Annotated in this window: 21 protein-coding genes and 1 tRNA gene; 13 read left to right on the forward strand and 9 right to left on the reverse strand. The window is 44.2% G+C overall.

Features of this window, described 5'->3' with window-relative positions:
• Window positions 1–152 precede the first annotated feature (152 nt).
• The 4 genes from ACRD7A_RS12695 to dnaG are packed head-to-tail and all read right to left on the reverse strand — an operon-like array spanning window position 153 to window position 4,672.
• Window positions 153–1,385, reverse strand: a complete 1,233-nt coding sequence (locus ACRD7A_RS12695) for a nucleoside recognition domain-containing protein (protein ID WP_430811457.1) — start codon at window positions 1,383–1,385, stop codon at window positions 153–155.
• A gap of 44 nt (window positions 1,386–1,429) precedes the next feature.
• Window positions 1,430–2,128: a hypothetical protein gene (locus ACRD7A_RS12700; RefSeq protein ID WP_430811458.1), complete on the reverse strand. Its 699-nt coding sequence runs from the start codon at window positions 2,126–2,128 to the stop codon at window positions 1,430–1,432.
• A gap of 49 nt (window positions 2,129–2,177) precedes the next feature.
• Window positions 2,178–2,699 carry a pyridoxamine 5'-phosphate oxidase family protein gene (locus ACRD7A_RS12705; protein ID WP_430811459.1) on the reverse strand — a complete coding sequence of 174 codons (522 nt, stop codon included), beginning with the start codon at window positions 2,697–2,699 and terminating at the stop codon, window positions 2,178–2,180.
• A 17-nt stretch (window positions 2,700–2,716) separates the two neighbouring features.
• Window positions 2,717–4,672, reverse strand: a complete 1,956-nt coding sequence (gene dnaG / locus ACRD7A_RS12710) for a DNA primase (protein ID WP_430811460.1) — start codon at window positions 4,670–4,672, stop codon at window positions 2,717–2,719.
• A 264-nt stretch (window positions 4,673–4,936) separates the two neighbouring features.
• Here dnaG and ACRD7A_RS12715 point away from each other — a divergent pair, with 264 nt between their 5' ends.
• Both ACRD7A_RS12715 and ACRD7A_RS12720 read left to right on the forward strand, forming a co-directional pair.
• On the forward strand, window positions 4,937–5,635 hold the full coding sequence (locus ACRD7A_RS12715) for an SIR2 family NAD-dependent protein deacylase (RefSeq protein WP_430811461.1): 699 nt from the start codon (window positions 4,937–4,939) through the stop codon (window positions 5,633–5,635).
• Complete coding sequence (locus ACRD7A_RS12720; RefSeq protein ID WP_430811462.1) at window positions 5,628–6,278, forward strand: porin family protein; 651 nt, start codon at window positions 5,628–5,630, stop codon at window positions 6,276–6,278. The genes ACRD7A_RS12715 and ACRD7A_RS12720 overlap by 8 nt, the downstream gene beginning before the upstream one ends.
• Here ACRD7A_RS12720 and ACRD7A_RS12725 read toward each other — a convergent pair.
• The 3 genes from ACRD7A_RS12725 to ACRD7A_RS12735 form a co-directional block, all read right to left on the reverse strand.
• Window positions 6,273–6,986, reverse strand: coding sequence for a ComF family protein (locus tag ACRD7A_RS12725; RefSeq protein ID WP_430811463.1), 714 nt, complete (start codon window positions 6,984–6,986; stop codon window positions 6,273–6,275). The two genes, ACRD7A_RS12720 and ACRD7A_RS12725, sit on opposite strands and share 6 nt — an antisense overlap.
• 144 nt (window positions 6,987–7,130) lie before the next feature.
• Complete coding sequence (locus ACRD7A_RS12730) at window positions 7,131–7,754, reverse strand: carbohydrate-binding family 9-like protein (RefSeq protein ID WP_430811464.1); 624 nt, start codon at window positions 7,752–7,754, stop codon at window positions 7,131–7,133.
• A 139-nt stretch (window positions 7,755–7,893) separates the two neighbouring features.
• Window positions 7,894–9,201: an acetyl-CoA hydrolase/transferase family protein gene (locus tag ACRD7A_RS12735; RefSeq protein WP_430811465.1), complete on the reverse strand. Its 1,308-nt coding sequence runs from the start codon at window positions 9,199–9,201 to the stop codon at window positions 7,894–7,896.
• A 278-nt stretch (window positions 9,202–9,479) separates the two neighbouring features.
• Between ACRD7A_RS12735 and ACRD7A_RS12740 the strand changes: the two genes are divergently transcribed.
• The 3 genes from ACRD7A_RS12740 (at window position 9,480) to ACRD7A_RS12750 (ending at window position 14,197) form a co-directional block, all read left to right on the forward strand.
• Window positions 9,480–9,893, forward strand: coding sequence for a DUF6146 family protein (locus ACRD7A_RS12740; protein WP_430811466.1), 414 nt, complete (start codon window positions 9,480–9,482; stop codon window positions 9,891–9,893).
• Between the two features lie 262 nt (window positions 9,894–10,155).
• Window positions 10,156–10,968 (forward strand): hypothetical protein, encoded by an 813-nt coding sequence (locus ACRD7A_RS12745; protein WP_430811467.1) that lies wholly within the window; start codon window positions 10,156–10,158, stop codon window positions 10,966–10,968.
• A gap of 109 nt (window positions 10,969–11,077) precedes the next feature.
• Window positions 11,078–14,197, forward strand: a complete 3,120-nt coding sequence (locus ACRD7A_RS12750) for an ATP-binding cassette domain-containing protein (protein WP_430811468.1) — start codon at window positions 11,078–11,080, stop codon at window positions 14,195–14,197.
• A gap of 202 nt (window positions 14,198–14,399) precedes the next feature.
• Here the strand turns inward: ACRD7A_RS12750 and ACRD7A_RS12755 are convergent.
• Window positions 14,400–14,476, reverse strand: a tRNA-His gene (locus tag ACRD7A_RS12755).
• Window positions 14,477–14,585: 109 nt separating this feature from the next.
• Between ACRD7A_RS12755 and ACRD7A_RS12760 the strand changes: the two genes are divergently transcribed.
• The 6 genes from ACRD7A_RS12760 (at window position 14,586) to lon (ending at window position 22,523) form a co-directional block, all read left to right on the forward strand.
• On the forward strand, window positions 14,586–15,269 hold the full coding sequence (locus ACRD7A_RS12760; RefSeq protein WP_430811469.1) for a DNA alkylation repair protein: 684 nt from the start codon (window positions 14,586–14,588) through the stop codon (window positions 15,267–15,269).
• Window positions 15,270–15,403: 134 nt separating this feature from the next.
• A complete protein-coding gene (locus ACRD7A_RS12765; RefSeq protein WP_430811470.1) occupies window positions 15,404–16,876 on the forward strand; it encodes an aminotransferase class V-fold PLP-dependent enzyme in 1,473 nt (490 codons plus the stop codon).
• Between the two features lie 216 nt (window positions 16,877–17,092).
• Complete coding sequence (locus ACRD7A_RS12770) at window positions 17,093–18,292, forward strand: GNAT family N-acetyltransferase (RefSeq protein ID WP_430811471.1); 1,200 nt, start codon at window positions 17,093–17,095, stop codon at window positions 18,290–18,292.
• Window positions 18,293–18,395: 103 nt separating this feature from the next.
• Window positions 18,396–18,656, forward strand: coding sequence for a type B 50S ribosomal protein L31 (locus ACRD7A_RS12775; protein WP_200464468.1), 261 nt, complete (start codon window positions 18,396–18,398; stop codon window positions 18,654–18,656).
• A gap of 106 nt (window positions 18,657–18,762) precedes the next feature.
• A complete protein-coding gene (locus ACRD7A_RS12780) occupies window positions 18,763–19,977 on the forward strand; it encodes a putative sugar nucleotidyl transferase (RefSeq protein ID WP_430811472.1) in 1,215 nt (404 codons plus the stop codon).
• A 95-nt stretch (window positions 19,978–20,072) separates the two neighbouring features.
• Window positions 20,073–22,523, forward strand: coding sequence for an endopeptidase La (gene lon / locus ACRD7A_RS12785; protein WP_430811473.1), 2,451 nt, complete (start codon window positions 20,073–20,075; stop codon window positions 22,521–22,523).
• A gap of 63 nt (window positions 22,524–22,586) precedes the next feature.
• Here lon and ACRD7A_RS12790 read toward each other — a convergent pair whose 3' ends face one another.
• Entirely contained in the window at window positions 22,587–23,402 is an 816-nt protein-coding gene (locus tag ACRD7A_RS12790; protein ID WP_430811474.1) for an ADP-ribosylglycohydrolase family protein, read from the reverse strand.
• Between the two features lie 206 nt (window positions 23,403–23,608).
• On the opposite strand from ACRD7A_RS12790, the gene ACRD7A_RS12795 reads away from it, so the two are divergent.
• Together ACRD7A_RS12795 and ACRD7A_RS12800 are read left to right on the forward strand one after the other, a co-directional pair.
• Entirely contained in the window at window positions 23,609–24,718 is a 1,110-nt protein-coding gene (locus tag ACRD7A_RS12795) for an AI-2E family transporter (protein ID WP_430811475.1), read from the forward strand.
• Window positions 24,719–24,887: 169 nt separating this feature from the next.
• Entirely contained in the window at window positions 24,888–26,033 is a 1,146-nt protein-coding gene (locus ACRD7A_RS12800; protein ID WP_430811476.1) for a cytochrome c3 family protein, read from the forward strand.
• Window positions 26,034–26,111 lie beyond the last annotated feature (78 nt).

Raw genomic sequence — 26,111 nt, forward strand, 5'->3', positions numbered from 1 at the left:
CGGGGTTTTGTTATACTTTTAAGATAGTAATAATTATCTAGATATCAAAGATATAAGTCAACTTATGAATATCCCTACGGCAAAGGGATGAGGGAGGATCAGGAACACCTTTCGGGTTTAATCATTAATTCTTTAACCATACCTCAATTTGCTTATCCAAAAAACAGGTAGGCCAGTAAAATGGAGGCTATGATACCTGCAAAATCGGCAATTAATCCGCAGGATAGGGCGTGTCGTGTCTTTTTGATGCCTACCGATCCAAAATAAACTGCCAGCACATAAAAGGTAGTATCCGTTGAGCCCTGTATGGTACTTGCCATGCGCCCGGCAAAAGAATCTACCCCGTGGGTATGGATGGCTTCCACCATCATGCCGCGGGCAGCGCCGCCACTTAGGGGTTTCATAAAGGCGGTGGGCAGAGCATCCACGAAGCGGGTATCCATCCCTGCAAAGGCGGCCATGGCCCTGAATCCTTCAAGGATAAAATCGAGGGTGCCCGAGGTACGAAAAACCGCGACTGCTACCAATATGGCCACCAGAAAGGGTATGATTTTAATGGCAATGTTAAAGCCTTCCTTCGCGCCATCGATAAAAGCATCATAGACATTCACCTTCTTGCGCATTGCCATTAAAATAAAGGTGATGATAATGGTAAATAGCAACAGGTTTGCACCCAGTAAGGATACACTGTTCACCGCTTCCTTCGAAAGGGTACTCAGGTAATAGATAAAAGTGCCAATCAGTGCTGTGAAGCTTCCCAGATAAGCCATAATTACCTTATCGAAAAGGTTGATACCTTGTACGATGGATACAGCAATAATACCCACAATGGTACTAAAAAAGGTGGCCAGTAAGATGGGTAGAAAAATATCGGAGGGATTGGCAGCCAGCTCAGTGGCTCTTATGGCCATTACGCTGATGGGAATAATCGTAAGACCACTGGTGTTAAGTACCAGAAACATGATTTGTGCATTGGAGGCCGTATGCTTACTTTTATTACTCTTTTGCAGCTCCTGCATGGCTTTCAGCCCCACCGGCGTGGCTGCATTGTCCAAGCCTAGCATATTGGCGGCAATATTCATCATCATACTGCCGTAGGCCGGATGATTTTTGGGTAGCTCGGGAAATAATCGACTAAAAAAGGGACCTACCAGGCGCGACATAACCGTAATCATGCCTCCTTTCTCGCCAATGCGCATGAGTCCCATCCATAGGGTTAGGGCACCGGTGAGCCCCAGCGAGATGTTAAATCCGGTTTTAGCGCTGTCAAAGGTGGCATTCATCATGGCCGGAAATACCTCCATATCGCCCAGGAAGATCAGACGAACTAAGCCTACTATAAAGGCAATTATGAAGAAGGCAATCCACAGGTAGTTAAGGGCCATATTGTTTGTTTTTAAGGATTATTCATCGGCCTGAAGTTAGCTTTTTATTGAAAAATAGAGGCCTCCTCTGTTTCAAAGGCAGGTGCACTCACCTTAAAATTATCAACTTTTAGGGCGCTGCTGGTCGATCCAAACCCGATAAAGCCACTTCTGAAGGCTTCACCCCTACTCTCCATTACCAGTTCATCGTCGAAGTACACCTTTACGCTGTTTTCACTCGCCATACATTCCATGCGTATATTTTGCCACTCGTTAAGGCGCCATATCACACCTTTATCATTCACCTCACCAATGCGACGGCGTTTGTCACCATCCATCACAAACACATTGTGCGTATCCTTATCGGCATGGCCGGCAATTTGCGCAAAGGCATAGTGAGCTGTGTCCTGCATGCCAAAGAAGATGCAGAAATCCAGCAGGTTGAAGTCCTTTCCGTTCTGCACCACATCCATCTCCACAATAAAGTCCTCAAGTTTAATGTTTTTCAGAATGGCCATCACCGAAGGACCTTCGTGGGGCGCTTTGTAATCACCGGAACCCAGGCACTTAAGCGATTTACCTGATTTGCCATTTTTACTGATCAGCCATTTGGGCGTATCGGAGAAATGAAAATCATCGCACGACTTACTTTTGCTAAAGCTTTGTGAATACACTACTTTATAGTCTTTTTCTGCCTTATCCTGCGCTTTTGTCAGGCATAACGAGGTGAAGATGAATAGGAGTGTGAGGTTTAATATCTTCATTGTAACATGCTTTTTGGGCTGCTTACAGCCGTTTGATTGTTTAACAATATTACTTGGCGGGATGTTTCTTTAATTCTTCCAGATTACGTTTCAGGCGATATTCATCGTGGGGTGCACCAAACTCCTTACAGCTCACTGTGTCAATGGGTACTTTCCATATTTTTACGTTGCGTACCGCCGGATCGCTGTACTCAAATTTCTTCTCGCTGTAGGTTTTCATTAGAATATCTAAAGCCTCGCGCTTTTCGGCCATCTCCTCAATCCACTGTACTTTGCCCATTGCCACCACACTTTTTGAAGTCATGCGGTAGCTGCATGCCACTTCGGGGTGCTGAAACACCAGCTCGTTATCAATGGAAAAGGTAATGCATATGTTTGGGTTGTTGTTCACAATGTCAATCAGGCGCCCTTCGGGTGCCGAGTGCAGGTAGATCACATTATCGCGGTAGCCGTAATTCATGGGCAGAACATACGGTTTATGATCCGGATCGACCACGCCAACAAAGCATATATTGGCTTTTAATATTATGGCTTCAATTACTTCTTTATCGGTGTGATTAAGTGTTTGCATAATAGCTTTATTAATAGTTATACGATCGTACGTCCATCCAGCTCCCGTGAGATGTGGGCTAATACCTGCTGCCAGGTGATTAATTCCTGCATCTCCGCCATCATGGCTTCTGTCTCGCCGGCGTTTTCGAGGCGTTGAATTTTAAGTTGCATCTCTTTTATGAAGATCTTCACTTTCTTCCATTTTAATTCGAGCACGATTTTAGGCACCAGCTTCGACAGCAGTTCTTCGGCATTGGTCACCACACCAAATTTTTGATGAATCTTGCTCAGGTCATGTTCCTTGCCGATCAGATCGGAGGCCAGTCGGCTCAGTTGCGGATCGGCATTATTCACAAAGAATTTCAGCGCCGGCATCTGTGTGTTACCGCTCACCGCATCGTAGGCTTCCATCATTTTATTGTAGACAGGATTGATGCTTAATAGGTTATCCTGTTTTAGCTCGTGCAATATGTATTGCCCCACCGTAAGACTCTCATCTTCGTTGGGATCCATGGGGCGCTCTCCAAATTTCACCAAAAAGCGAAGTATTTCGCGTTCTTCCAGCTCCAGGGGGTTTTCAGGTGGTCGGCTTGATTGTTGACCGGCAGCAGCTTGTCCCGAGGGATTACTCGCTGTTGGTGTTGATGCTGGACGCCCGGCACTGCGGCGGTACTCCTCATCATGGCGCTTGCGTTGTATTTTACCGGTTTCCTGCATCAGCACGTGTTCATCTACCTTCAGGAGGTTACTACACTCCTTCACATAAACCGATCGGGTGATACTATCAGGTATAATGGCAATGCTACGCACGATGTCCTGTATCAGCTGCGCCTTTTTGATGGGGTCGTTTTGTGCATCCTCCAGCAGCAAAGAGGTCTTAAACTTAATAAAGTCCTGTTGATGTTCTTCAATGTACTGTGTAAGCTGCTCCTCATTGCGTTCTTTGGCAAAGCTATCGGGGTCTTCGCCATCCGGAAGCAACAGAATTTTAACATTCATTCCTTCGGCCAGCACAAGGTCAATACCCCGCAACGAGGCTTTAAGACCTGCGGGGTCACCATCGTAGATGATGGTTATGTTTTTGGTAAACCGGGCGATTAACCGAATCTGATCCGAGGTAAGTGCTGTACCCGATGAAGCCACCACGTTGCTGATGCCCGATTGGTGAAATGACAGTACATCGGTGTAGCCCTCTACCAAATAGCAACGATCCTGACGGGTAATCTCCTGCTTAGCATGGTAGATGCCATACAGCACGCGTCCTTTGTGATAAATATCCGACTCAGGAGAGTTCAGGTATTTGGCGGTTTTCTTATCATTTTTAAGGATGCGTCCGCCAAAGGCAATTACTTTACCTGCAAGGCTGTGGATGGGAAACATCACGCGTCCCCGAAAACGATCGGCCTGATAATTGTCGCGCACAATGGTAAGGCCTGTCTTCTCCAGGTACTCTATTTTATAGCCTTGCTTTAAAGCCTCTGTAGTAAAGGCATCGCGCTGTTCGGGCGAGTAGCCCAGCTGGAATTTTTTAATGATATCATCGCGAAATCCACGGCTGTGAAAATAGCTGAGTCCAACAGATTTACCCTCATCGGAGTCGGTCAGACATTGGTTAAAATATTGTCCGGCATAGCCGCTGAGCACCAGCATACTTTCCCGCTCATTTTTTTGTTTGAGCTGCTCGGGCGAGTACTCTTCCTCCTCAATATGGATGTTAAACTTTTTGCCCAGCTGCTTAATAGCATCCACAAAGGAAAGCTGATCGTGCTTCATCACAAAGTTGAGTGCATTGCCTCCTTCCCCACAGCCAAAGCATTTGAAAATACCTTTATGGGGCGACACTGTGAAGGAGGGCGTTTTTTCGTTGTGAAAGGGACAGTTGCCCAGGTAATTAATACCACGACGACGTAAGGTTACATAATCCGATACCACCTCCACAATTTGGCTATTGGCCGTTTCCAGCACTTTATCAACGGTAACCTGATCAATCATTTATAGGAATTAATATTAAAAATTCAGCGGAAGACAAAGATAAAAAAATAACACATCATTTGATGCCATCGACTACACGAAGCAGCTGTTACAAGGTTTGAATACTCAAGGATTTCACTTATTTTTAGGTTTTGCAGGCCCGTTGCTTGATCAATTTCATTTAACTTATGCACAAATAAGTTATAACATGCGAATTAATTAAGGGAATAGGTGGTGCAAGGTTGATAAGGGAATAGTGGTAATTATTAATAAATGAGTAAGTAGATGAAGAAGAAAATAGTGGTGCTGACTGGTGCCGGTATTAGTGCTGAGAGTGGTATACGTACTTTTCGCGATAGCAATGGCCTATGGGAGAACCATGATGTGATGGAAGTGGCAAGTCCCGAAGGATGGGCTCGTAACCCGCGGCTTGTACTCGACTTTTATAATCAACGCCGCAAGCAGTTGCTTACCTGCAATCCTAATGAAGGGCATTGTGCACTGGCCGTTTTGGAGGAAGCATTTGATGTGCAGATCATAACGCAAAATGTGGATGATTTGCATGAGCGGGCCGGCAGTTCTAAAGTCCTTCACCTGCACGGTGAGTTAAAAATGGTGCGCAGTACCAAGGATGAAAGCCTGGTGTATGAGTTGGATGGATGGGAGCTGAAATGGGGGGATACCTGCGAGAAAGGATCGCAATTAAGGCCTCATATCGTTTGGTTTGGCGAAGCGGTGCCGGCCATTGAGCCTGCTGCCGATTATGTATCGCAGGCCGATATACTGTTGGTTGTGGGTACTTCACTGAATGTTTATCCTGCCGCAGGACTCCTCAATTATGTGGGGCGCAACGTGCCCATTTATATTATCGATCCCGCGAAGCCCTACTATACACCGGCGCCTCATATCCACTTTATACAAGAGAAGGCTTCGGTGGGTGTTCCAAAGCTTATAACACAACTAACAACGCAAAGTCATGCATAGAATCTTACTATCGTCTTTTTTCGTGCTTTGGGCTGCCCTTAGCGGGGCGCAGGAATTTAGAGCCGGTCCTTTATTGGGCGCTCACTTTTCGCAGGTTGACGGTGATTTTTACAGCGGCTATAACAAGGTGGGGCTTACTGTGGGTGGTTTTGTTAGCCGCCCCATTGCTGATCGTTGGGAGCTGCAGCTCGACATTGCCTATGTGCAAAAGGGTAGCCGTGAGGCACCTAATCCAGATAAGGGCAAGTATGATGACTACAAAATGTCACTGAACTATATCCAGTTCCCATTGGTTGCCCGCTATCGTTATAAGCAGTTTTCGGGCGAAGCCGGCGTGTCAGTGGCAGCCCTGTTAAGCAGTGAGGAAGAGCAGGACGGGAGCCCCATCAGTGACAACCCCAACGCCACACCCGTACCCTTTAAGGATGTGGAATGGGCCACCGTGCTGGGATTAAATTATCATATCAACGAGCGCCTACGTATTAATTTGAGATGGCTTTATTCTATCAATCGTATTCGCATACCTTACGATGGCGATATTCCGGCTTACGATCCCAAGAATCATTGGTTGAGTCGCAAGCCCGGACAGTATAGTAATAACCTGGTTGTGAGCGCCTATTATTCTATTAATCGCTTGTTATAGAACAGCGGTAGCCAGGGTGGCAATACTAATTTTTACCCCTTCTGTTCTTTTTAAGGTATTGATGCAGGCTTCCATGGTGGCTCCCGTGGTAATTACATCATCAATTAGTAAGAGATGTTTTCCCAGGAGGTCTTGCTCATTTTCAACGGTGAAGATATCTGCCACGTTAACCCAGCGTTCAAAACGCCCTTTGCGCGTTTGGGTGGATGTATATTTTTTTCGAAAAACATGTTGGGTGCTGGTTTCAACCGCCAACACTTCAGCCATGCCTTCTGCAATTACTTCGGCCTGGTTAAAACCTCTTTTGCGTTGCTTATCAGGATGCAGCGGAATGGGAATTATATAATCGTAATCCACTTGTTTGGAGCGGCGAATGGCCTTGCCCAGCTGATGGCCCAAGGCTAATCCCAAACGCTGATTACCACGGTATTTTATTTCGTGCAGCAGCTGTTGTACGCGTTCTCCTTTGCGATAGTAAAATAGGGAATAGGCTCTTTCAATGCGGCTGCGTCCCCACATCAATATAGTCATGGCATTATCATGCGGGCTTTTCTCGAAGTGTGTACGGGGCAGTTGACGGATACAGATGCCACATATCTCTTCTTCATGATCAAATAAATGCCCACCGCAGTTGACGCATACCTTGGGAAAGAACAGACTGCTCAGTATGCCGCTGAAAGATGCTATATAGGGTTTTAGTGCAAACATGACCTAAATGCTGCAAGGTATTTAATGTGCAGCATAAGGTCAAGAAGGCAGGCCAAAGTAGTTCAGTTAAATTGCCTGAGCATGTTGGCTAAACATTCACGACAGGCCGGTCTTGTCAGGAGTTTTGACCTTCCCAGATGTTAATTAAGTCAGTTTGATAAGCCCAAAGTGTTCGGGTAAATGAAAGTTAGGCGTTTCATTGGCAATGGGGTTCCACGAGAGGAAGTGCATCTCCTTTTGCTTGTCGCCACATTTGTAGAAGTTAGCCCTATAGGATTGGCCGGCCGCTAGTTGCTCAACTGAATCCCCAAATATTGAAATGGGAATGATGATGTCCATGGACCAGGAAGTAGGGGTGTCTTCCTTATCAATCACTTGTGAACCCAAAGATGGATGAGTTACGATGCTTTCCACTACCTCAGGGCTGAGTCGGCGACGATCAGCCTTACATGCACCAGCACCTGCCAATCGTGTGCCAATGCAGTTAAACTCCAGATTGTAATAATTACCATCGTTAAAAGCAATGAAAAATTCCACACAGCTGTCTTCCCAAACCGGACCATTGGTATTTGTAGAAACTGCTTTGGGATGTAGTTCGTCCACTTCGTAGCGCAGGTAAAAGTGAGCCTCATCGTAGGTGATGCCAAAGCGAGCCTTCACATCGGCCGGATAGTTCCAGTTATCGTTATCTATGGCATGGATAGCCTCGGGAAAACACACGGTGCCGTTTTTCGTCTGTTCACATTTTTTAATTGTTATCTGATTCATCGTTAATCACTTTTAAAAGCCAGCCTGATGGCTTTAGGTTGTTAATGCGATAAAGAAACAAATTAATTGGGGAATAATACAAAAGCGGTCGTCATTCAGACGACCGCTTTGAAGTATGGAATAAAAAAAATTTATTCGATTAAATGTTTGGGTTCACATAGTGGTAATGCGAGCCAAAACGATTAAAGGCTGCTTTGTCAAGCATCTCCTGGTGGTCGGGGTGTGCTACTGAGATAATCAGTTTAGCACGCTCCTGCATAGTTTTTCCGTACAGGTTAACTGCTCCGTATTCAGTTACAAACCAGTGCATGTTGGCACGTGTTGTCACTACGCCCGATCCTTCCAGCAAGGTAGGAGCAATTTTTGAAATACCTTTGGCAGTTACCGATGGCATGGCGATAATGGGTAATCCACCTTTTGAATAGCCGGCACCACGGATAAAGTCGATCTGGCCACCTACGCCCGAGTAGTGGGTTGTACCAATTGAATCGGCACACACCTGACCGGTAATATCAATGGCCAGTGCCGAGTTAATGGCAGTTACCTTATCGTTCTGACGAATTACATTCACGCTGTTCGTGTGACGCACATCCATCATGGCTACCATCGGGTTGTCATCAATAAAATCGTATAGTTTCTGCGATCCCATCAGGAATGAAGCCACCATCTTACCCTTGTCAATCTGCTTGCGTTTACCGTTCACCACGCCCTTTTCAACCAGTGGAAGAATACCGTCGGCAAACATCTCGGTGTGTACACCCAGGTCTTTGTGGTTGCCCAGTTGAGCCAATACAGCATTAGGAATACCACCAATACCCATTTGAAGACAAGCACCATCTTCGATTAGCTCAGCCACATTTTTACCAATGGCTATGTCCATATCGGTTAAGGTACCCATATCGTGTGTGTAAAGCGGGCTGTCATCCTCTACAAAGTAGTCGATTTCGCTCATGTGGAAGATAGCGTCTCCCCAGGCGCGTGGTACGTTAGGGTTTACAGCAGCAATTACTACATCAGCGCACTCAATGGCAGCCAGTGTGGCATCAACCGAAGTACCTAACGACACATAACCGTGCTTATCAGGTGTAGAACACATAATCATGGCCACATTCACCTTCAATACGCCTTCGCGCATCAGCTTTTGAGTCTCGCTCAAAAATACAGGAATGTAATCAGCGTATCCGGCTTGTGTTTGCTTGCGCAGGTTGCCACCAACGAAGAATTGCTCGGAAACAAAAATGCCTTCGAATTCAGGATCGGCAAAATCAACTTTGTTCTCAATGTGGATGTGTTGCAGCTTTACGTCGTAGAACTCCTTGTTGCGACCACGTTCAACCATTGCTTTGATTAATTTATGTGGCGTTACTGCCACACTGCTAAAGTGCACACGGTCGCCCGTCTTGATCACTTTCACTGCTTCTTCAGCCGATATCGCTTTATAACTCATGACTTTATTATTTATGGATATTTTTCTTTATTAAACATGCAAATTTAGGAAAATAAGAGCGTATCCAAGCTTTTATTAATAATAATTAAAGAGCGGGACCATATTTAAAACTAATCTGAAATAATACACTTTTTAACGATTACTGCAATCCTGCTGTCTTATTGATAAATAGAGTGTTGAAAATGGCCGCTCTTGGGTTTGGGGTGCCTAAAAATGGCGCTGTACAAGGATGTAAAAAATGCTTAACTTGTGAGGGTTACGAACCAAAATTCCTTGCCATGAAAGCGTTAATGTTACTCAGTTTGTTGTTGCCGGTTTTATTTGCCTGCCAAACTAATAAGACACTTCCGCAGGAGGCTGTTTCAAATCAGAGGCTGAGTGTTGAAAACCCTGATACGAGTACTTATGAACTCATCGTTTTTGATCCGCGCTATGAAACCTTCCTGGCCACACAGCCCTATTCCAAAAATTTTTACTCCAATGAGTATTATCAAAACTGGAATTATCGCTATTGTGTTGAGTGGAACAGCCGTCATGCTAATCCTCTGCGATATGGCGATTTTTATGAAACGGCCATCCCCTATGATTTAACGGTTGATTATGGGCTCGATTTTAATTTTCGCTTGTATCAGTATTTTCAATTTATCGAGCAGGAATATAATATTGTCCTCATTAATCGTCGTGGGCCTTAGTGGCAGCCTTATGTGTGTTGTTACTCATGGATGGTGCTGATAAAATTAATTTAGCGTTAAATTATGGGTGCTGCCGGGCTGATATTTTTTAAAATCAATTATATTTGTTTAATTAAAATGTCTGAATAGGTTTTAGGCAAGTGCTATGGTTTTATGCCGTTTAAAAATAGCCGATGCATGGATCTTTTATGCATATTTGATCATTTAAACCCGAGCAATTCAGTACATAATTAAATATTGACATTAAAATACTTTTAAAAAGATGAAAAGCACGATTCGAATAACATCGTTGATAGTGGCGGCCACGCTAATGTTAACGGCCTGTAACACCAAGAAGGCAAAGCAAGACAAGGCGCCGGAAATTAAAAAAGCAAAGGTTGAGCAAGAGGTGCGTGAATTTGTGTATCCTTTGCCTACTACCTATGAAGTAACCGAAATGTTAAATCGCATTGAGGCGGCTTATATCTTATCACTATCAAACCCTGTGAGTAATGTTGATAAGTATCTTACTGAACGGGCGCAGGCCATTAACCTGGGTATTTACGGAGCCGATCTCAGTTATGCCAGTACCTATCGTCAGCAACAGGAGACGCTTGATTTTATGAATGCTTCGAAAACATTAGTTGATAAACTGGATATTTCACCGGCCATCGATAAGTCACTGCTTGAGGCCATTGAGGAGAACCTGGACAATAAAGATGAACTGGTGAAGGTGATTACCAATTCCTTCTATAATACTTATGAGTACCTGAATAAGAGCGAACGTGCACCCATTTCGTTATTGGTTATTTCAGGTAGCTGGGTAGAGGCGCTGTACATTGCCTGTCATATCTCAGAAGAAACATTTAGTAATAAGGAGATGGTGGCTATTATCATGGATCAGAAAGAGCCGCTTAATAAGCTGATGTCGATGCTTGAGGTGCATAAGGATAATAAGGATATTGAGCAGATGATTAACGACTTGAAAATCTTACACGAAATATACAATAGCGTGGATGTTGGTAGTATTACCATGGAGCAGTTGGATGCCATAGAGAAGAATGTGGCCGTATTGCGCGAGAAGTTTGTTTCGTAAACTTATAGTATTAAAAATGTAACGAGAGGGAGGCCAATATCGGTTTCCCTTTTTTTGTTACGGAGTAATAAAAATTACTATCTTTCAATCCAATCCATAATATTTTAAGATGAGTGAATTATTTCTGGATGCCCTGATGCAAATCTTTGCCCTTTTGACCGACCGGCGTGAGGAGCAAAAGACGGGTGACGGCATGGTGGAAGTCAGAAATTTCTTGTTGCGTAACCTTAATAAAGAGTTTGCCGATAAGGCATTGGAACGCTACGAATATTACATTACCGAATACCATAAAGATTCCTATAGTCATGACCGGGAGGTGCGTGATAAGCAAGCCTCATCCAACATGGATCGTCTGGTCAAAATTTGCGATGAACTTAACCAAGAGCTTGAGCAATCGGAAAAATACATGTTGATCACCAACATGCTTAATTTTATTATGCGCGATGGTCATGTGTCTGGCGATGAAGGGGCTTTTACCGATGTGCTGGCCACTAACCTGAAACTTAATGAACGTGATTACCGCAACTTAAAAACGTTTGTGCTCGATTATCCGCTTGAAGTGGAAGATAAAGAGCGCTTGCTGCTCATCAGTGGACAAAAGGAAAAGCCCGATAAAAGGATTAAATACATTTATAATCCCAAACAGCAGGTATTTGTGTGGGTATTGCATGTGCAGGAATGTAACCTCTTGTTTTTCCGCTATTCGGGTAGTCGTAACCTCTATCTGAATGGTCACCTTATTGAGCAAAATAAGGCGGTGGCTTTTGGTCCGGGTGCCGTTATCAAAACCTCGCGTATGGCTCCTGTGTACTATGGTCGGGTAGCTGAGAATTTTATTGCTCGTCCGGGACGTGCCCGCATCCTGTACCGTGCCCTTGATGTGTCGTATAAATTCAGTAATAATCAGGTGGGTATCCATCCTTTTAGCTTCTCGGGTCGCTCAGGGCAGATGGTGGCGGTTATGGGAGGCAGTGGAACGGGTAAGTCAACCTTGCTGAATGTGCTTAATGGCAACCTGAAATACAACAGTGGTCGGATTCATATCAATGGCTACGATTTACATAAAGATGCCGAGGCGCTTGCTGGTGTTATTGGTTATGTGCCGCAGGATGACCTTCTGAAGGAAGAGCTCACAGTGTTTGAAAACCTGTATTTTAATGCCCGTCTATGCTTTAGTCACTTTAGTAAAGAAGAGCTTGAACAGCTGGTGGAGAAGGCTTTGCGCGATTTTGACCTGGTGGAAGCCCGTGATCTTGTGGTGGGGTCGCCCCTGAATAAAATATTGAGCGGGGGACAGCGTAAGCGCCTCAATATTGCACTGGAGCTGATTCGTGAGCCTTCGGTGCTTTTTGTTGATGAGCCTACTTCAGGCCTGTCGTCCATGGACTCAGAAAAGGTAATGATGTTGCTGAAGCGACAAACCCTGAAAGGGAAGCTGGTATTTATTATTATTCATCAGCCCAGCAGCGATTTATACAAGCTTATTGATAAGCTGATGATCATTGATAAGGGTGGCCGTATTATCTATAACGGTAACCCAATGGATGCCATTACCTATTTTAAGAAAAAAGCATCGTACGTTAATCCTGAAGAAAAAGAGTGCTATGCCTGTGGTAATGTGCAGACAGAGCAGCCACTGCGTATTATAGAGGCACGTATGGTAAATCCCTATGGCAAGTTTATTCGTCGTCGTAAGGTGTCGCCCGAGGATTGGTACGACCATTATGTGGAGGAGTTTGAAGATAAATTTGAGTGGAAGGCGCCGCAGCATAATGCCAAGCGCGAAAAGCTGCCCACTAACCTGTATAATATTCCGGGGCGCGTTCAGCAGTTTATTATCCACTTTTTGCGCGATACGCTGTCGAAGATAAAAGACAAGCAATACCTGATGATTAATATGATGCAGGCACCTGTACTGGCGCTCATACTCGGGTATTTTACCAAGTTTATCAGTGGTGATGGTGTTGACGATTCAGCGTATGTATTTGCTAAAAATGTGAATATACCGGCCTATTTGTTTATGTGTGTAGTGGTGGCACTTTTTCTGGGTTTGATTGTTAGTGCTGAGGAGATATTTAAGGATCGCCGCCTCCTACAGCGGGAATCGTTCCTGAACCTCAGTCGCTTTAGTTATCTCAACAGTAAGATAGTAGTGCTGTTTGCCATCTCGGCGGTTCAGACATTGAGCTTCGTACTAATTGGCAACTCCATACTCGAGATTAAGGGTCTTACACTGAGCTATTGGCTCATTCTGTTCAGTACGGCCTGTTATGCCAATATGGTAGGTCTTAATATCAGTAGTGGCCTCAATTCTGTGGTGGCCATCTATGTACTTATTCCGTTAATATTGGTGCCGCAACTCTTATTTAGCGGAGTAATTGTCAATTTTGATAAGTTGCATAAGAATATATCGTCAGAACAGTATGTGCCGCGCATTGGTGATCTGATGACTTCGCGTTGGTCTTATGAGGCTTTGGCTGTTAATCAGTTTAAAAACAATGCCTATCAAAAGCAATTCTTTGATGTAGATGAGCAGATAAGCATTGCTTCATTCAATCGTAGCCTATTAATTCCCAAGCTGGAAGATTTTAATGAGACTTGCCTGTATCATCATAAGCATAATGAGCAGACCCAGCTTTCAAATGCCGCTCGCTTGTTGGCGGCAGAGCTAACTAAGTTAGCAGGTTCCGGGATGGCTGTTGACTCAGTAATTGCTAATTTTGCAGAAGGCAGATCTGTTTTTAATCTGCGAGTTTATGAGCGAGTTAAGGCTTATTTGTCAGATCAAAAGAAAAGTAATAGCAAGCTCTATGCCGATGGCAAGCAGCGCAAGGATGAGTTGTTTAAAAGGTTGATAGATAAATATGGCTCCAAAGAGGCTTTTCTGAAATTCAAGGATACTTATCAGAACGAAGCTTTGGAAGAGGTATTACTCAATAAGCATGAGTTACAGCAGATGGTGGTGACAAGTCAGGGGATTATCCAAAAGAAGCATCCTGTTTTTCAAAAGCCAGTTTCCAATATTGGGCGTTCGCATTTTTACGCAGCATATAAGCATGTGATGGATCTGCGTATTTCAACACCGCTTTTTAATATGATTGTGGTATGGCTGGGTGTCGCCTTCTTTTATGTCACGCTGTATTTTGATATCCTGCGTAAGGTAATCGCCTACTTCGAAACCTTTAAGTTGCGCCGTTTGAACAGGCGACTTCAGAAGATCAGACCATAAATATCGTCTTATGAAGCTATTGGTAGCTTAGAAAAATGCAAGATATAATAGATAACTAGCCCTCCGCCAAGCGTAGGGCTAGTTCTATTTAATCCCTTTTGGGGTACTTTGTTGTTAAAGGAGAAATATTAGCGATAAGGATCGCAGCTTAAGATAAACTACTAAAATAGAAAAAGCCTCAGCTATTTCTAACTGAGGCTTTTGGGGTGGAAGACCGGTTTCGAACCGGCGACCTCTGGAACCACAATCCAGCGCTCTAACCAGCTGAGCTACAACCACCATTTTGTTTTGCGATTGCAAAGATAGTATTTGTGATTTAATATTTGCAATAAGAACAGGAAAAAATCAAAAAAAATTTTTCCTTTGCATTGTACTAGATAGGGTAGATATGAAGTTTTTCGCTGAGAATCAGAAAGTAGAAAAGGAATTGGAGTGGGTAATGAAAAAAGTGCGATTGCACATGAATGGGGCAACTACCGGTCAAATGGAGCAGGGTGGTGTTCATTACCGCATTAATTATGGGGTAGGAATTCCGCATTTAAAAGAGTTGGCCGGGCAATTACCGGTGAGTTATGAGTTGGCTGAGCGACTCTGGTTTCTTGAGATACGTGAAACTATGCTGCTGGCCGCTCTGAGGGTGCCCGCCGAAGATATGACAGCCGCGCGCTGTAAAGAGTGGGCAGTTAAGATTGTTAATACGGATTTAATAGAGCGTACGGCCCTGTTTCTTTGGGCGCGACTGCCTATTGTTGATAAGCTATTGCCGGAATGGTTAAAGGGCAATAACCATTATCTTAAGGCAACGGCCTATTATACCATCGGCCGTTTAATGCAGCGTGGCAGCAGCACGCATTATAACAGTGCTGAGTTAATTGCGAGTCTGGATAAGGAAAATGCACTTGTAGTTTATAAGGGTTTGTCTTTTGCCTTGCGAATGAATATGCGTCAGCAAAAAGGAGATGTAGCTGTTATTAAGAATTTTGCAGAAGAGTTGCGAAAGGATAATGATCATCATAAGCAGCTGATAGCGCAGGAGCTAATCAGTGAGTTGGCCATGTTGGATGATTTGTAGGCAGGATGCCTCGACGTCAATAAGTTTTTGAGTTAATGACGCTTCTTACTGCATGTAAATATCTATATTTGAGCATCTGACGGTATGGAGGGGTTTTATGATGATGAAGGGTAACTAGTAAACCTGCTTGTAATATGACTACTTTGGAGCAACACTTTGAAGCGTTTAGAAAGAACACCATAGGATGGGATGCACAAATAAAAACTCCTTATGGAATAAAGCCCCTGGTGTATGCTGATTGGATTGCCAGTGGCCGGCTGTATGGCCCCATCGAAAAGGTATTGCTTGAGAAGATGGGTCCCATGGTGGCCAATACTCATTCCGAGTCGAGCGATACGGGTATGATCATGACCAATATTTACAAGCACTCGCACCAGATTATTAAACGATACGTTAATGCAGGGCTTGATGATTTAATTATTACCGCTGGCTTTGGTATGACTAATGTGATAAACAAGCTACAGCGCATATTGGGTATGCGGGTGCCTGAGCAGGCACACGGCTTTTGTCATCTGCCGGCCGATCAGCGTCCTGTGGTTTTCATCACTCATATGGAGCATCATTCCAATCATACCTCATGGTTGGAGACCAATGCTGATGTGGTGGTGCTGGAGCCCGACGAGCATCTCCTCGTTAGGCCTGATGCTTTAAAGCGTGAGCTGGACAAATACAAGGGACGAACACTTAAGATTGGTTCTTTCACAGCTTGCTCCAATGTTACCGGCGTAAGAGTGCCATACCATGAGTTGGCCCGCATCATGCATCAGCATGGAGGCTTCTGTTTTGTCGATTTCGCCGCCTCGGCACCCTACGATGATATTAATATGCACCCGGGCGATCCGCTGGAAAGTCTGGATGCCATCTTTTTTTCTCCTCATAAATTTCTGGGTGGTCCCGGCAGCTCTGGCGTAATGGTGTTTAACCGTGCCTTGTATCATAATTCGGCACCCGATAACTCGGGCGGAGGTACTGTTGATTGGACCAATCGCTGGGGAAAGTATCGTTATGTGGATGATATTGAGGCACGCGAAGATGGCGGCACACCCGGTTTTCTGCAATCCATAAAGGCGGCCCTTGTACTTCGGCTGAAAGAGCAGATGGGTGTGGATAAAATACATGCGAGAGAAGAGCAGATTATAGCCCGTATTCTGGCTGCTTTTCGTCGCATGCCGGGTATGAATATCCTGGCTGATAATGTGGATCAGCGCCTGGGCGCTATCTCCTTTTATATCGATAAACTACACTTTAACTTGGCTGTGCGACTGTTAAATGATCATTATGGCATTCAGGTGCGGGGTGGTTGCTCCTGTGCAGGCACCTACGGTCATTACCTGCTGCATGTTGATTATTACACCTCCAATAAAATTACCAGTAAGATTAACAAAGGCGACCTTTCTGATAAGCCCGGCTGGGTGCGTCTTTCGGTCCATCCAACCATGAGCGATAATGAGGTGGACTATTTGATTAAAGCCGTAGGCTATGTGGCAGAGAACTGGATGGCAATGAGCCGCGATTATAATTATTTGGCCAGTCACAATGCTTATTATCACAAGGATACTGTCACTCCTCTCCTACCGCACGATTATGATTCCTGGTTTTCTTTCTAAACAAATTTTGTATTCTGGTGGTACAAGGCCCATCAGTCTATAATTTATTTAGTTATTCTTTCTGTGTGCTTATATCCATTCATCTTAGCTACAGGACGCACTGCATAAGGGAAAGCGTGGGTAAAATAGTGCTTGTTTACTGGTATAATTAAATTATTCGGCTATTTTTGTACTTAACCCTTCGGTTTACCAAAATTTCTATAAAAAAGAGTGTTAATGAAAGTAGTCGAGGTTTTAGATAAGCAGTCGCAAAAGCAGTTTTTAGATGTTGTCGATCTCATCTATAAAGATGATGAAGCTTATGTGCGTCCCTTGGATGGGATGATTGAAGAGGTGTTCGACCCTGCACAGAATTCTTTTTTTACCCATGGTAAGGCTACTCGTTTTATCCTGATAAGAAAGGGTGAAGTGATTGGTCGTGTAGCTGCATTTATCAATTACAACAAAGCGAATGGTTATGAACAGCCTACCGGCGGAATGGGCTTTTTCGAAAGTATCAACGATAGAGAGGTAGCTTTTACCCTCCTAAAAGCTGCTGAAAACTGGCTGAAAAGCAATGATATGGAAGCCATGGACGGCCCAATAAACTTTGGGGAGAACGATACCTTTTGGGGGTGTTTGGTCGATGGTTTTACCCAGCCCGGTTTTGGTATGCAGTATAATCCTCCCTATTACCGACAGTTTTTTGAGGATTATGGATTCACTACCTACTACGAGCAAATAACCAGTCATCTCGACTTGACGGTGCCCTTTCCGGAGCGTTTCTGGAAGATTGCCGGATGGGTAGTCAGGAAAGAAGGTTTTTCATTTAAACACTTTAAGATAAGTGAGGCCGATAGTTTTATCGATGACTTTGAAAAAGTATATAATGATGCCTGGCGTTTTCATGAAAACTTTACGCCCATTGATAAAAAAATGCTGAAGGCTACTATGGATAAAGCCAAGTCATTTATGATGGAAGACTTGATCTGGTATGCCTATCATGAAAATAAGCCCATTGGCTTTTTGGTGCTTTTCCCAGACGTGAATCAAATTCTTAAACATTTTAACGGCCGCCTTACATTTTTGAATAAACTCCGTTTCTGGTGGATGAAGCGGAATAACTATATGACGAGGGCAAGGGTTGTTATCTTGGGTGTGGTACCTAAGTTTCAGCGATCGGGCATTGAGTCGGGGCTTTTCTGGCACCTCAAGGGTGCGATTGATAAGAATCCGCAGCTCAAAGAGTTGGAAATCTCCTGGGTGGGCGATTTTAACCCGAAGATGCGCGCATTGCAAGAATCCATGGGGGCTGCCTTTGGTAAAAAACACATCACCTACAGGTATTTGTTTAATAATAAAACCAATGAAGAAGTAAGGGCATCATCCATACCCGTTGACACCAAGTATAATGCGGCTGCAGAAAAAGAATTATAAATTTCAGAGATTAAATGCATTAAAAGCTTTGTAGGTTAAAATTTATAATTTACCTTTGCAGCCCGATAGGAACAAGAATACTAAAGAAATAAATTATATAACAATGAAACAGGGAATTCATCCAGACAATTACAGGTTGGTAGCATTTACCGACATGTCTAATGGGGATACGTTCATAACTCGTTCTACTGTTAACACTAAAGATACTGTTGAAATCGACGGCGTTGAATATCCTCAGGTTAAGTTAGAAATTTCAAGTACGTCTCACCCATTTTATACTGGTAAGATGAAACTTGTTGATACTGCAGGACGTGTAGATAAGTTCATGAGCAGATACCAAAAGCACTTCGACAAGCGTAAATAATTACGTTTTGTGTGATAAGATATTAAGCTTCGGATTTTCCGAAGCTTTTTTTTTACAATTATTGTAAATTGTGGCTTATTTTTTTGTTGATAGAAAATAGCAGGTTATGAACCTCATATTGTTTGATAATGCATTTCGCAGTGGTATGTTGCCACTGACCTTTACGCGCCCACAGGCTGCTTTACGCATTGGCATTCTAACAGTGAAAGAGAAATGGGAGCTTCACCTCGCTGCTGAAGGCAGTTATCTGACAAGTCCCGTTTTGACGCCAAAATTTCCTATGAAGCAAGCTGATGATAATTTGTGCATATCGGCTTCTTTATTGCCTGACACTGCGCTGGTGAATGCCATTGTGAGTTTGAATAAGCAGCAGGCACTCGTGAAGGACGGTATGCTGCTGGCCGTGCGCTGTGGCAAGCGCGATTTGGAGGCAGTTCGTGATGAGCAGCTGGCACTCTTTGAGTGCGTCGAGTACACGGCGGAGCTCAGATATCTGGATAAAGTGCATTGTATTATCAGCAATAATAGAGACGAGATCGTGCGTGATTTCGCCTTACTGACAAAGGGACGCCGTTCACAGGCTATCGACGAAAGCGTAACGCTTGTGGGTGTGAAGCAGCAGCCTGAGTTGGCTCAACAGATCTTTATTGAAGAGGGTGCTCAGGTGGGATATTGCTATTTAAATCCAACAGAAGGTCCTATTTATATAGGAAAGGATGCGATAATAGCCGAGGGTGCTATGCTGCGCGGTCCGCTGGCCATTGGTGAAGCGGCGCAGATAAGCCTTGGCGCTAAACTGCTGCCGGGTACTACCGTGGGTCCCTGGTCCAAAGTGGGAGGTGAAGTGAGCAATGCCGTTATCAGTGGATACTCCAATAAAGTACATGATGGATATCTGGGCGATTCTGTTTTGGGAGAGTGGTGTAATCTGGGAGCTGCCACCAATACCTCCAACCTGAAAAATGATTTTGCCCTAGTGAAGCTATGGGATTATAGTACAGGTCGCTTTGCACGAACTAATTTGCAAATGTGTGGCCTTGTAATGGGCGATTACTCGCGTTGTGCCATCAGTACAACTTTTAACTCAGGCACTGTAGTCGGCGTTGGCAGTAATATATTCGGTAGTGGTTTTCCCCGAAATTTCGTACCTTCTTTTGTGATTGGTGGCGCACAAGGCTATAAGGTAAATGGCTTGAAGACGATGTTGAAAACTGCCAACATTGCCATGGAGCGAAGGGGAAGTGCACTGAGCGAGGCCGATGTTGCGGTATTGCAAAATGTGTTTGATGAAACTCAGGTATACCGAGCCTCCCTAAAATAATTTTGGCACACCAATTGACAATAGCAGAGGCGTATAGTTTGTGGGTGTCAAGCCGACAAATTGTCATAAATGACTTCCAATAAGAGATGATATATATGGATAATAATAAATTTGGTCTTGAAACGATGCTTGTGTCTGATGTTTTTGAGTCTGATGCTGAGTTTATTCCAATAGTAACGGATGAAGATGAACAAAATGTCAGGGCTTTTGAAGTGCCTGACATACTGCCAATATTACCCCTGCGTAACACGGTTCTATTTCCGGGGGTAATCATTCCCATTTCTATTGGAAGGGATAAATCACTGAAGTTAATTCGCGATATACAAAAGTCAAAAGGTGTTTTTGGTGCAGTAGCACAAAAAAATATCAAGGACGATAATCCACAAAAGGACGATCTTTTCGAGATTGGTACCGTGGCGAAAGTCATCAAGGTGCTGGAAATGCCTGATAATTCCACTTCGGTGATTATACAGGGTAAAAAGCGTTTTCAGTTAGAGGAGATGGTGACCGATGAGCCTTACCATAAGGCCAAAGTGAAGGGGCTGGATGATGACATTGATGAGGCGCAGAAAGGTGAGTTTGAGGCGGTAGTTAGCTCAATTAAGGATTTATCGTTGCGCGTGATAAAAGCATCATCCAATGTGCCACCTGAGGCTTCTTTCGCCGTTAAAAATATTGAAAACGATGCCTTTCTTATCAATTTTGTGTGCTCTAATTCCGATATCAGTGTTGAGCAGAAACAGGAATTACTGGATAAGAACAGCTTGTTTGAAAGGGGGATGTTGTTGCTCGAGCATTTAGCACGTGAGGTGCAGATGCAGGAGCTGAAGAGCGATATACAGAGCCGGGTGAAACAGGATATTGATCAGCAGCAGCGTGAATATATGTTGCAGCAGCAGATCAAGACCATTCAGGATGAGCTGGGCTCAAGTCCTATTGAGCAGGAGATCAAAGACCTGAAGGAGAAGGCCAAGAAGAAAAAATGGAGCAAAGAAGTTAAGGATCTTTTTAAGAAGGAGCTCGATAAGTTGCAGCGCCTGAATCCGGCAGCCGGCGAGTATTCTGTACAGCATAACTATTTGCAGACCCTCATTGACCTGCCGTGGAATGAGTTTACGAAGGATAACTACGATTTAAATCGTGCCGAGCGTATATTAGATCGTGATCATTATGGGCTTGATAAGGTAAAGGAGCGCATTCTTGAACACCTGGCAGTGCTCAAGTTAAAGGGTGAGTTAAAGTCGCCCATCATCTGTTTATACGGCCCTCCTGGGGTGGGTAAAACATCGCTTGGTAAATCCATTGCCGAATCCCTGGGGCGCAAATACGTGCGTATGTCACTGGGTGGTGTGCATGATGAGGCCGAGATACGTGGTCATCGTAAAACCTATATTGGTGCAATGCCGGGCCGTATCATTCAGAGCATAAAGAAGGCCGGCGCCGCTAACCCGGTTTTCATACTCGATGAGATTGACAAAGTAAATGCCAGTGCACACGGTGATCCTTCGGCTGCTTTGCTTGAAGTATTAGATCCTGAGCAGAACGAGCATTTTCATGACAACTTCCTGGAGGTGGATTTCGACTTGTCAAAAACTATGTTTGTGGCTACCGCCAATACCCTGGGTGGCATCTCACAACCTTTACTTGACCGTATGGAGCTGATTGATGTGAGTGGCTACATTCTGGAGGAAAAGACGGAGATTGCCCGGCGTCACCTGCTACCTAAGCAGATGGAAAACCATGGTATTGCCAAGGGAACCATCTCGGTAAGTAAAAAAGTACTGTCGTACATTGTGGAGTCCTATACCCGCGAATCGGGCGTGCGGGAACTGGATAAGGTGTTGGCGAAATTGTGCCGTAAGGTAGCGCTTAAGATTGCCAAGGAGGAAGATCTGAAGAAGACCATCTCTGTTAAGGATGTAACCACTTACCTGGGTGTGCCTCGTTTCTCAAAGGATAAATGGCAGGACAATGAAACGGCCGGTGTCGTTACAGGCTTGGCATGGACAGCTGTAGGCGGTGAGATTTTATTTGTTGAAACAAGCCTGAGTAAAGGAAAAGGGAAGCTTACCCTGACGGGTAATCTGGGTGATGTGATGAAAGAGTCGGCCCTGCTGGCTCTTGAATACCTGAAGGCCAACGCTGAAAAGCTAGGTATTAAGAATGAAGCTTTTGATGAGTGGAATGTGCATGTGCACGTGCCCGAAGGTGCTATACCGAAAGATGGTCCTTCAGCCGGCGTTACCATGGTTACATCGCTGGCCTCAGCCTTTACGCAGCGTAAGGTAAGGGCACGCCTGGCAATGACGGGTGAGATTACCTTGCGGGGTAAAGTACTGCCCGTAGGAGGTATTAAAGAAAAGATATTGGCGGCCAAACGGGCCGGCATCACCGATGTTATTCTTTCGCAAGAAAATGAAAAGGATATCGAGGAGATCAACGATATTTATCTGGAAGGTCTTAACTTCCATTTTGTAAAAGAAGTGTCGGAGGTATTGAAGCTGGCCTTGCTTGATGAAAAGGTAAAAAATGCCTTGAGCATATAAGCGGGCATGGTTCAAATAATATTAAGATCAGCGGCTAAGCATAATGTTTAGCCGCTGTTTAGTTTATTGATTCTGAAAATTAGGCTGCAATTGCTTATCAATACTCATTTCCCGACAATAAGTTTCCTCAAAGGCTATCATCACCTCTTCCAATGCGCCGGAGAGGCGAACTAACGATTTGCGCATAATAGCCTTGGGTATGTGCTGGTAATAGGCTTGCGCCAGGGCTCCGGTAATGCTTGCGATGGTGTTGCTGGGACCGCCCATTAGCACGGCCTTGCGTATGGCATCTTCAAAGCTGGAAGCATGTAAAAAAGCCATGATGGCGCAGGGTACTGGTGATTGATATTTTCGCTGTAGTGCAGTCGCGCAGTCTATATTCCATTCCTGAGGCAGGACATAACCTATTTCCTCTTCCATAAATGCCTTCACCTGTTCTTTATTGCGAGTTTCACGTGCTAAATAAATGGCACCACAGAATGCTTTTGAGGCTTTAATCTTTGCAGGGTCGACGTGGGTGATGATCGTTGCTTTTTCGGCCTCCGCCATGGCTGCCTCAAGTGAGGGAGCTGCAAAGCCAATGGGACTAATGCGCCGGGCAGCTCCGTCGCCCCTGCTCTTGTATATCTCTGTGGGCTTATCGCTGAGTGCCCATTCCAGAAATTCGGGCTGATAACCTGCCCTGGGGAATTTTCGTGTCCATTGCTTTAAGGCGGTGTCGTAGGCAATCCCGTTTAGGATGGCATCGGCCGTGGCAATGGTTAGTATGGTGTCATCCGTATAGGAAGAAATGGGTTTCAGAAGTTGGAAATCAATATTTGTGTGCGGCGAATGGATAAATGCCGACCCAATGATATCTCCTACAATTGCTCCTCTCATGGTTTCACATTTAGGTTTGGTACAGCAAAAATAGTGTTTCCCCTCGTGAGATTTTCTATGCGGCTGTGCCCTTGTGGTTAATACTTCTTTTTCAGCGACTAACATAAGGAAGTTTTTGACGAATGATGTTTCAATTTCGCTTCGTTAACTTGATTTTACAGGATATTTTGTCGTGCTTATATTTTAGTTTTCAAATTGATATCAACATGGGTGAGCGTCTTAAATATTTTCTTGGATTCATTATTGCCTGTGTCTCCATCTTTCTCCTTTGGTACTTCAGAGCGGTGGTTTCATTTCTGATCGTCTCGGCTGTTTTGTCGTTAGTGGCCCGCCCGATATTTGATGTAATTAAACGACTGAAGATAAAAAGGTGGCAACCTTCTAATACGCTGGGGGCCTTACTTACGGTGGTCACCCTTTGGGTTTTTGTACTTTTGTTTTTTCGGGCGAGTGTGCCCTTTGTGGTAAAGGAGATTCATTTTTTGTCAAGTGTGGACTTAAATGCCGTTTTTGATAAGTCAGAGCGCTTATTCGGAACTACCCTTGGTTTTTTGAGAGATTCAGAGTTTGGCCGGGCTGGGTTGGAGGTTGTGGAGGAGCAGCTGAAGGAAACAGCACTTACTTTTTTCGATTTTTCACGTTTGCGGGATATCTTCTCCAGCCTGGTTGCTTTTTTGGGCGGGGTATTTATTTTCGCCTTCAGTGTTTCGTTCATCACTTTCTTTTTCATTAAAGAGGAGTGGTTGCTCATTGAAGGACTGCTATTGTTTGTTCCCAATCATTACGAAGGAGGTTTGCGCCATATGCTGGGTTCTATAAAAACCTTATTGCGGCGTTATTTTATTGGTATCATTCTACAGGTTATTCTCATTAGTGCCTTTGTTACCCTGGGGCTATCTTTGGTAGGACTGGCCTTGCAGCATGCCGTTATTATTGGGTTATTCTCCGGCTTTATTAATGTAATACCCTATATGGGTCCGCTTATTGGTGCTTTCTTTGGTTTTTTGGTTGCCATCGTTGTGTATGTTCAAATGCTGGTGCCACCCGATTTTATGCATTATATGTTTGGGGTATTCATTGTTTTTTTAATTGTGCAATTGCTCGATAATTTAGTGTTTCAGCCTTTTATCTTCTCGGCCAGCGTGCGTGCTCATCCCCTGGAGATATTTATACTTATTCTGGCTGCCGGATACATGTCGGGCATTATTGGTATGTTTCTGGCCATTCCGGTTTATACCATTATTCGAGTAGTAGCTAAAGAGTTTTTTAACAACTATAAGCTAGTGCAAAAGCTTACCGAAAAAATTAAAGAATAGCAGTTTTAGAATATCTTACACGGGCATAAACAATTTATGCCTTGGTTCGTTATCAATCATTGAAACTGGTAACTGTTAAAAAATAACAACAAAATATAAAAGAACCTGAGTGGTGTTCAACTAGCTTTCAGAATCAGTGACACTCTTCAGAAACTAATTGAAATGTATTATGGTAAAGACTTTATTCAGGTCCCCTTTCCAAAGTAAATTCATACTAAAGTTTTTCGGTGCCTTTCTTACCTTGTATGCTGTCTCGTTATTAACGATTCAGGTTTACGCGCAAAAAAGCGAGCCGGCGCCTGATTTAAAAGTTGGTGAGCGACTTTTTTATGGTTTGATACCCGCTGGTTTAGGAGCCCAATCCTGTGTGTCCTGTCACACCACGCACTCAGCGGATACCATTAACTGGAACCCTTCGGCTTTGGAAATGGCCAAGGTAGCTGCCGACATGGATTTGGCTACTTTTAAAGAGCACTTGCTCACACCCTCGGGGGCCCTGCGCGAGAAAGTTCACGTTCGCTATCAGTTAAGCGATGAGCAGCTTTTTCACTTGCAAGGCTATTTGAAGCAGCTTGTCGATACAGGGCTTGATGACCCGCCATTGTCAATGAATAAACTTCTGCTTTTTCTTTTATTGGGCCTGGTGATGACCGTTGCCCTGGTGGATTTGTTCTATACTAAGAAGTTGCCTTACAAGGCCATTCATGTGTTAATCATTGTGTTTGGAGTCAGCTATCAGTTGAAGCTGGTGGCACACGAAGCCATTGATCTGGGAAGAAGCGAGGACTACATGCCGGATCAGCCTATTAAATTCTCGCACAAGATACATGCCGGAGACAATAAAATTGATTGTTTGTATTGTCATTCTAACGCCGACGAAGGTAAGTCGGCCGGTATTCCCAGTGCCGGAATGTGTATGAACTGTCACCAAGTGGTGCGCAACGGCACTAACTCAGGGCAGTTTGAAATAGCCAAGGTGGTGGATGCCTACGAAAATAACAAAGACATAGAATGGGTGCGCATACATAACTTACCCGATCACGTTTTCTTCAGTCATGCTCAGCATGTTAATGTGGGAGAGCGCGACTGTCAGGAATGCCATGGTGTGGTGGAAGAAATGCATATTCTTAAGCAGGAACATGATTTGTCGATGAAGTGGTGCCTCGATTGTCATAAGGAGACAAAGGTGAACTTTATGGGTAACGATTATTACAAAACCTTTGAAGCTTTACACAAAGATTTAGCAGAAGGTGTTCGAGACTCTATTCAGGCAGTTGATATTGGCGCTAACGATTGTATGAAATGTCATCATTAATTGTGAATGATATTTAAGATACAAGATAAGAAGCATCTCTACACTTGTGTTTTGATGCTAAATAAAGAAAATATGAAA

This window comes from Carboxylicivirga longa, assembly GCF_050589825.1.
Lineage (GTDB): Bacteria > Bacteroidota > Bacteroidia > Bacteroidales > Marinilabiliaceae > Carboxylicivirga > Carboxylicivirga longa.

What these genes read in the sequence shown, in the direction of transcription:
- ACRD7A_RS12695 (WP_430811457.1), bottom strand. Translation starts at nt 1,385, where the DNA reads ATGGCCCTTAACTACCTGTGGATTGCCTTCTTCATAATTGCCTTTATA.
- ACRD7A_RS12700 (WP_430811458.1), bottom strand. Translation starts at nt 2,128, where the DNA reads ATGAAGATATTAAACCTCACACTCCTATTCATCTTCACCTCGTTATGC.
- ACRD7A_RS12705 (WP_430811459.1), bottom strand. Translation starts at nt 2,699, where the DNA reads ATGCAAACACTTAATCACACCGATAAAGAAGTAATTGAAGCCATAATA.
- dnaG (WP_430811460.1), bottom strand. Translation starts at nt 4,672, where the DNA reads ATGATTGATCAGGTTACCGTTGATAAAGTGCTGGAAACGGCCAATAGC.
- ACRD7A_RS12715 (WP_430811461.1), top strand. Translation starts at nt 4,937, where the DNA reads ATGAAGAAGAAAATAGTGGTGCTGACTGGTGCCGGTATTAGTGCTGAG.
- ACRD7A_RS12720 (WP_430811462.1), top strand. Translation starts at nt 5,628, where the DNA reads ATGCATAGAATCTTACTATCGTCTTTTTTCGTGCTTTGGGCTGCCCTT.
- ACRD7A_RS12725 (WP_430811463.1), bottom strand. Translation starts at nt 6,986, where the DNA reads ATGTTTGCACTAAAACCCTATATAGCATCTTTCAGCGGCATACTGAGC.
- ACRD7A_RS12730 (WP_430811464.1), bottom strand. Translation starts at nt 7,754, where the DNA reads ATGAATCAGATAACAATTAAAAAATGTGAACAGACGAAAAACGGCACC.
- ACRD7A_RS12735 (WP_430811465.1), bottom strand. Translation starts at nt 9,201, where the DNA reads ATGAGTTATAAAGCGATATCGGCTGAAGAAGCAGTGAAAGTGATCAAG.
- ACRD7A_RS12740 (WP_430811466.1), top strand. Translation starts at nt 9,480, where the DNA reads ATGAAAGCGTTAATGTTACTCAGTTTGTTGTTGCCGGTTTTATTTGCC.
- ACRD7A_RS12745 (WP_430811467.1), top strand. Translation starts at nt 10,156, where the DNA reads ATGAAAAGCACGATTCGAATAACATCGTTGATAGTGGCGGCCACGCTA.
- ACRD7A_RS12750 (WP_430811468.1), top strand. Translation starts at nt 11,078, where the DNA reads ATGAGTGAATTATTTCTGGATGCCCTGATGCAAATCTTTGCCCTTTTG.
- ACRD7A_RS12760 (WP_430811469.1), top strand. Translation starts at nt 14,586, where the DNA reads ATGAAGTTTTTCGCTGAGAATCAGAAAGTAGAAAAGGAATTGGAGTGG.
- ACRD7A_RS12765 (WP_430811470.1), top strand. Translation starts at nt 15,404, where the DNA reads ATGACTACTTTGGAGCAACACTTTGAAGCGTTTAGAAAGAACACCATA.
- ACRD7A_RS12770 (WP_430811471.1), top strand. Translation starts at nt 17,093, where the DNA reads ATGAAAGTAGTCGAGGTTTTAGATAAGCAGTCGCAAAAGCAGTTTTTA.
- ACRD7A_RS12775 (WP_200464468.1), top strand. Translation starts at nt 18,396, where the DNA reads ATGAAACAGGGAATTCATCCAGACAATTACAGGTTGGTAGCATTTACC.
- ACRD7A_RS12780 (WP_430811472.1), top strand. Translation starts at nt 18,763, where the DNA reads ATGAACCTCATATTGTTTGATAATGCATTTCGCAGTGGTATGTTGCCA.
- lon (WP_430811473.1), top strand. Translation starts at nt 20,073, where the DNA reads ATGGATAATAATAAATTTGGTCTTGAAACGATGCTTGTGTCTGATGTT.
- ACRD7A_RS12790 (WP_430811474.1), bottom strand. Translation starts at nt 23,402, where the DNA reads ATGAGAGGAGCAATTGTAGGAGATATCATTGGGTCGGCATTTATCCAT.
- ACRD7A_RS12795 (WP_430811475.1), top strand. Translation starts at nt 23,609, where the DNA reads ATGGGTGAGCGTCTTAAATATTTTCTTGGATTCATTATTGCCTGTGTC.
- ACRD7A_RS12800 (WP_430811476.1), top strand. Translation starts at nt 24,888, where the DNA reads ATGGTAAAGACTTTATTCAGGTCCCCTTTCCAAAGTAAATTCATACTA.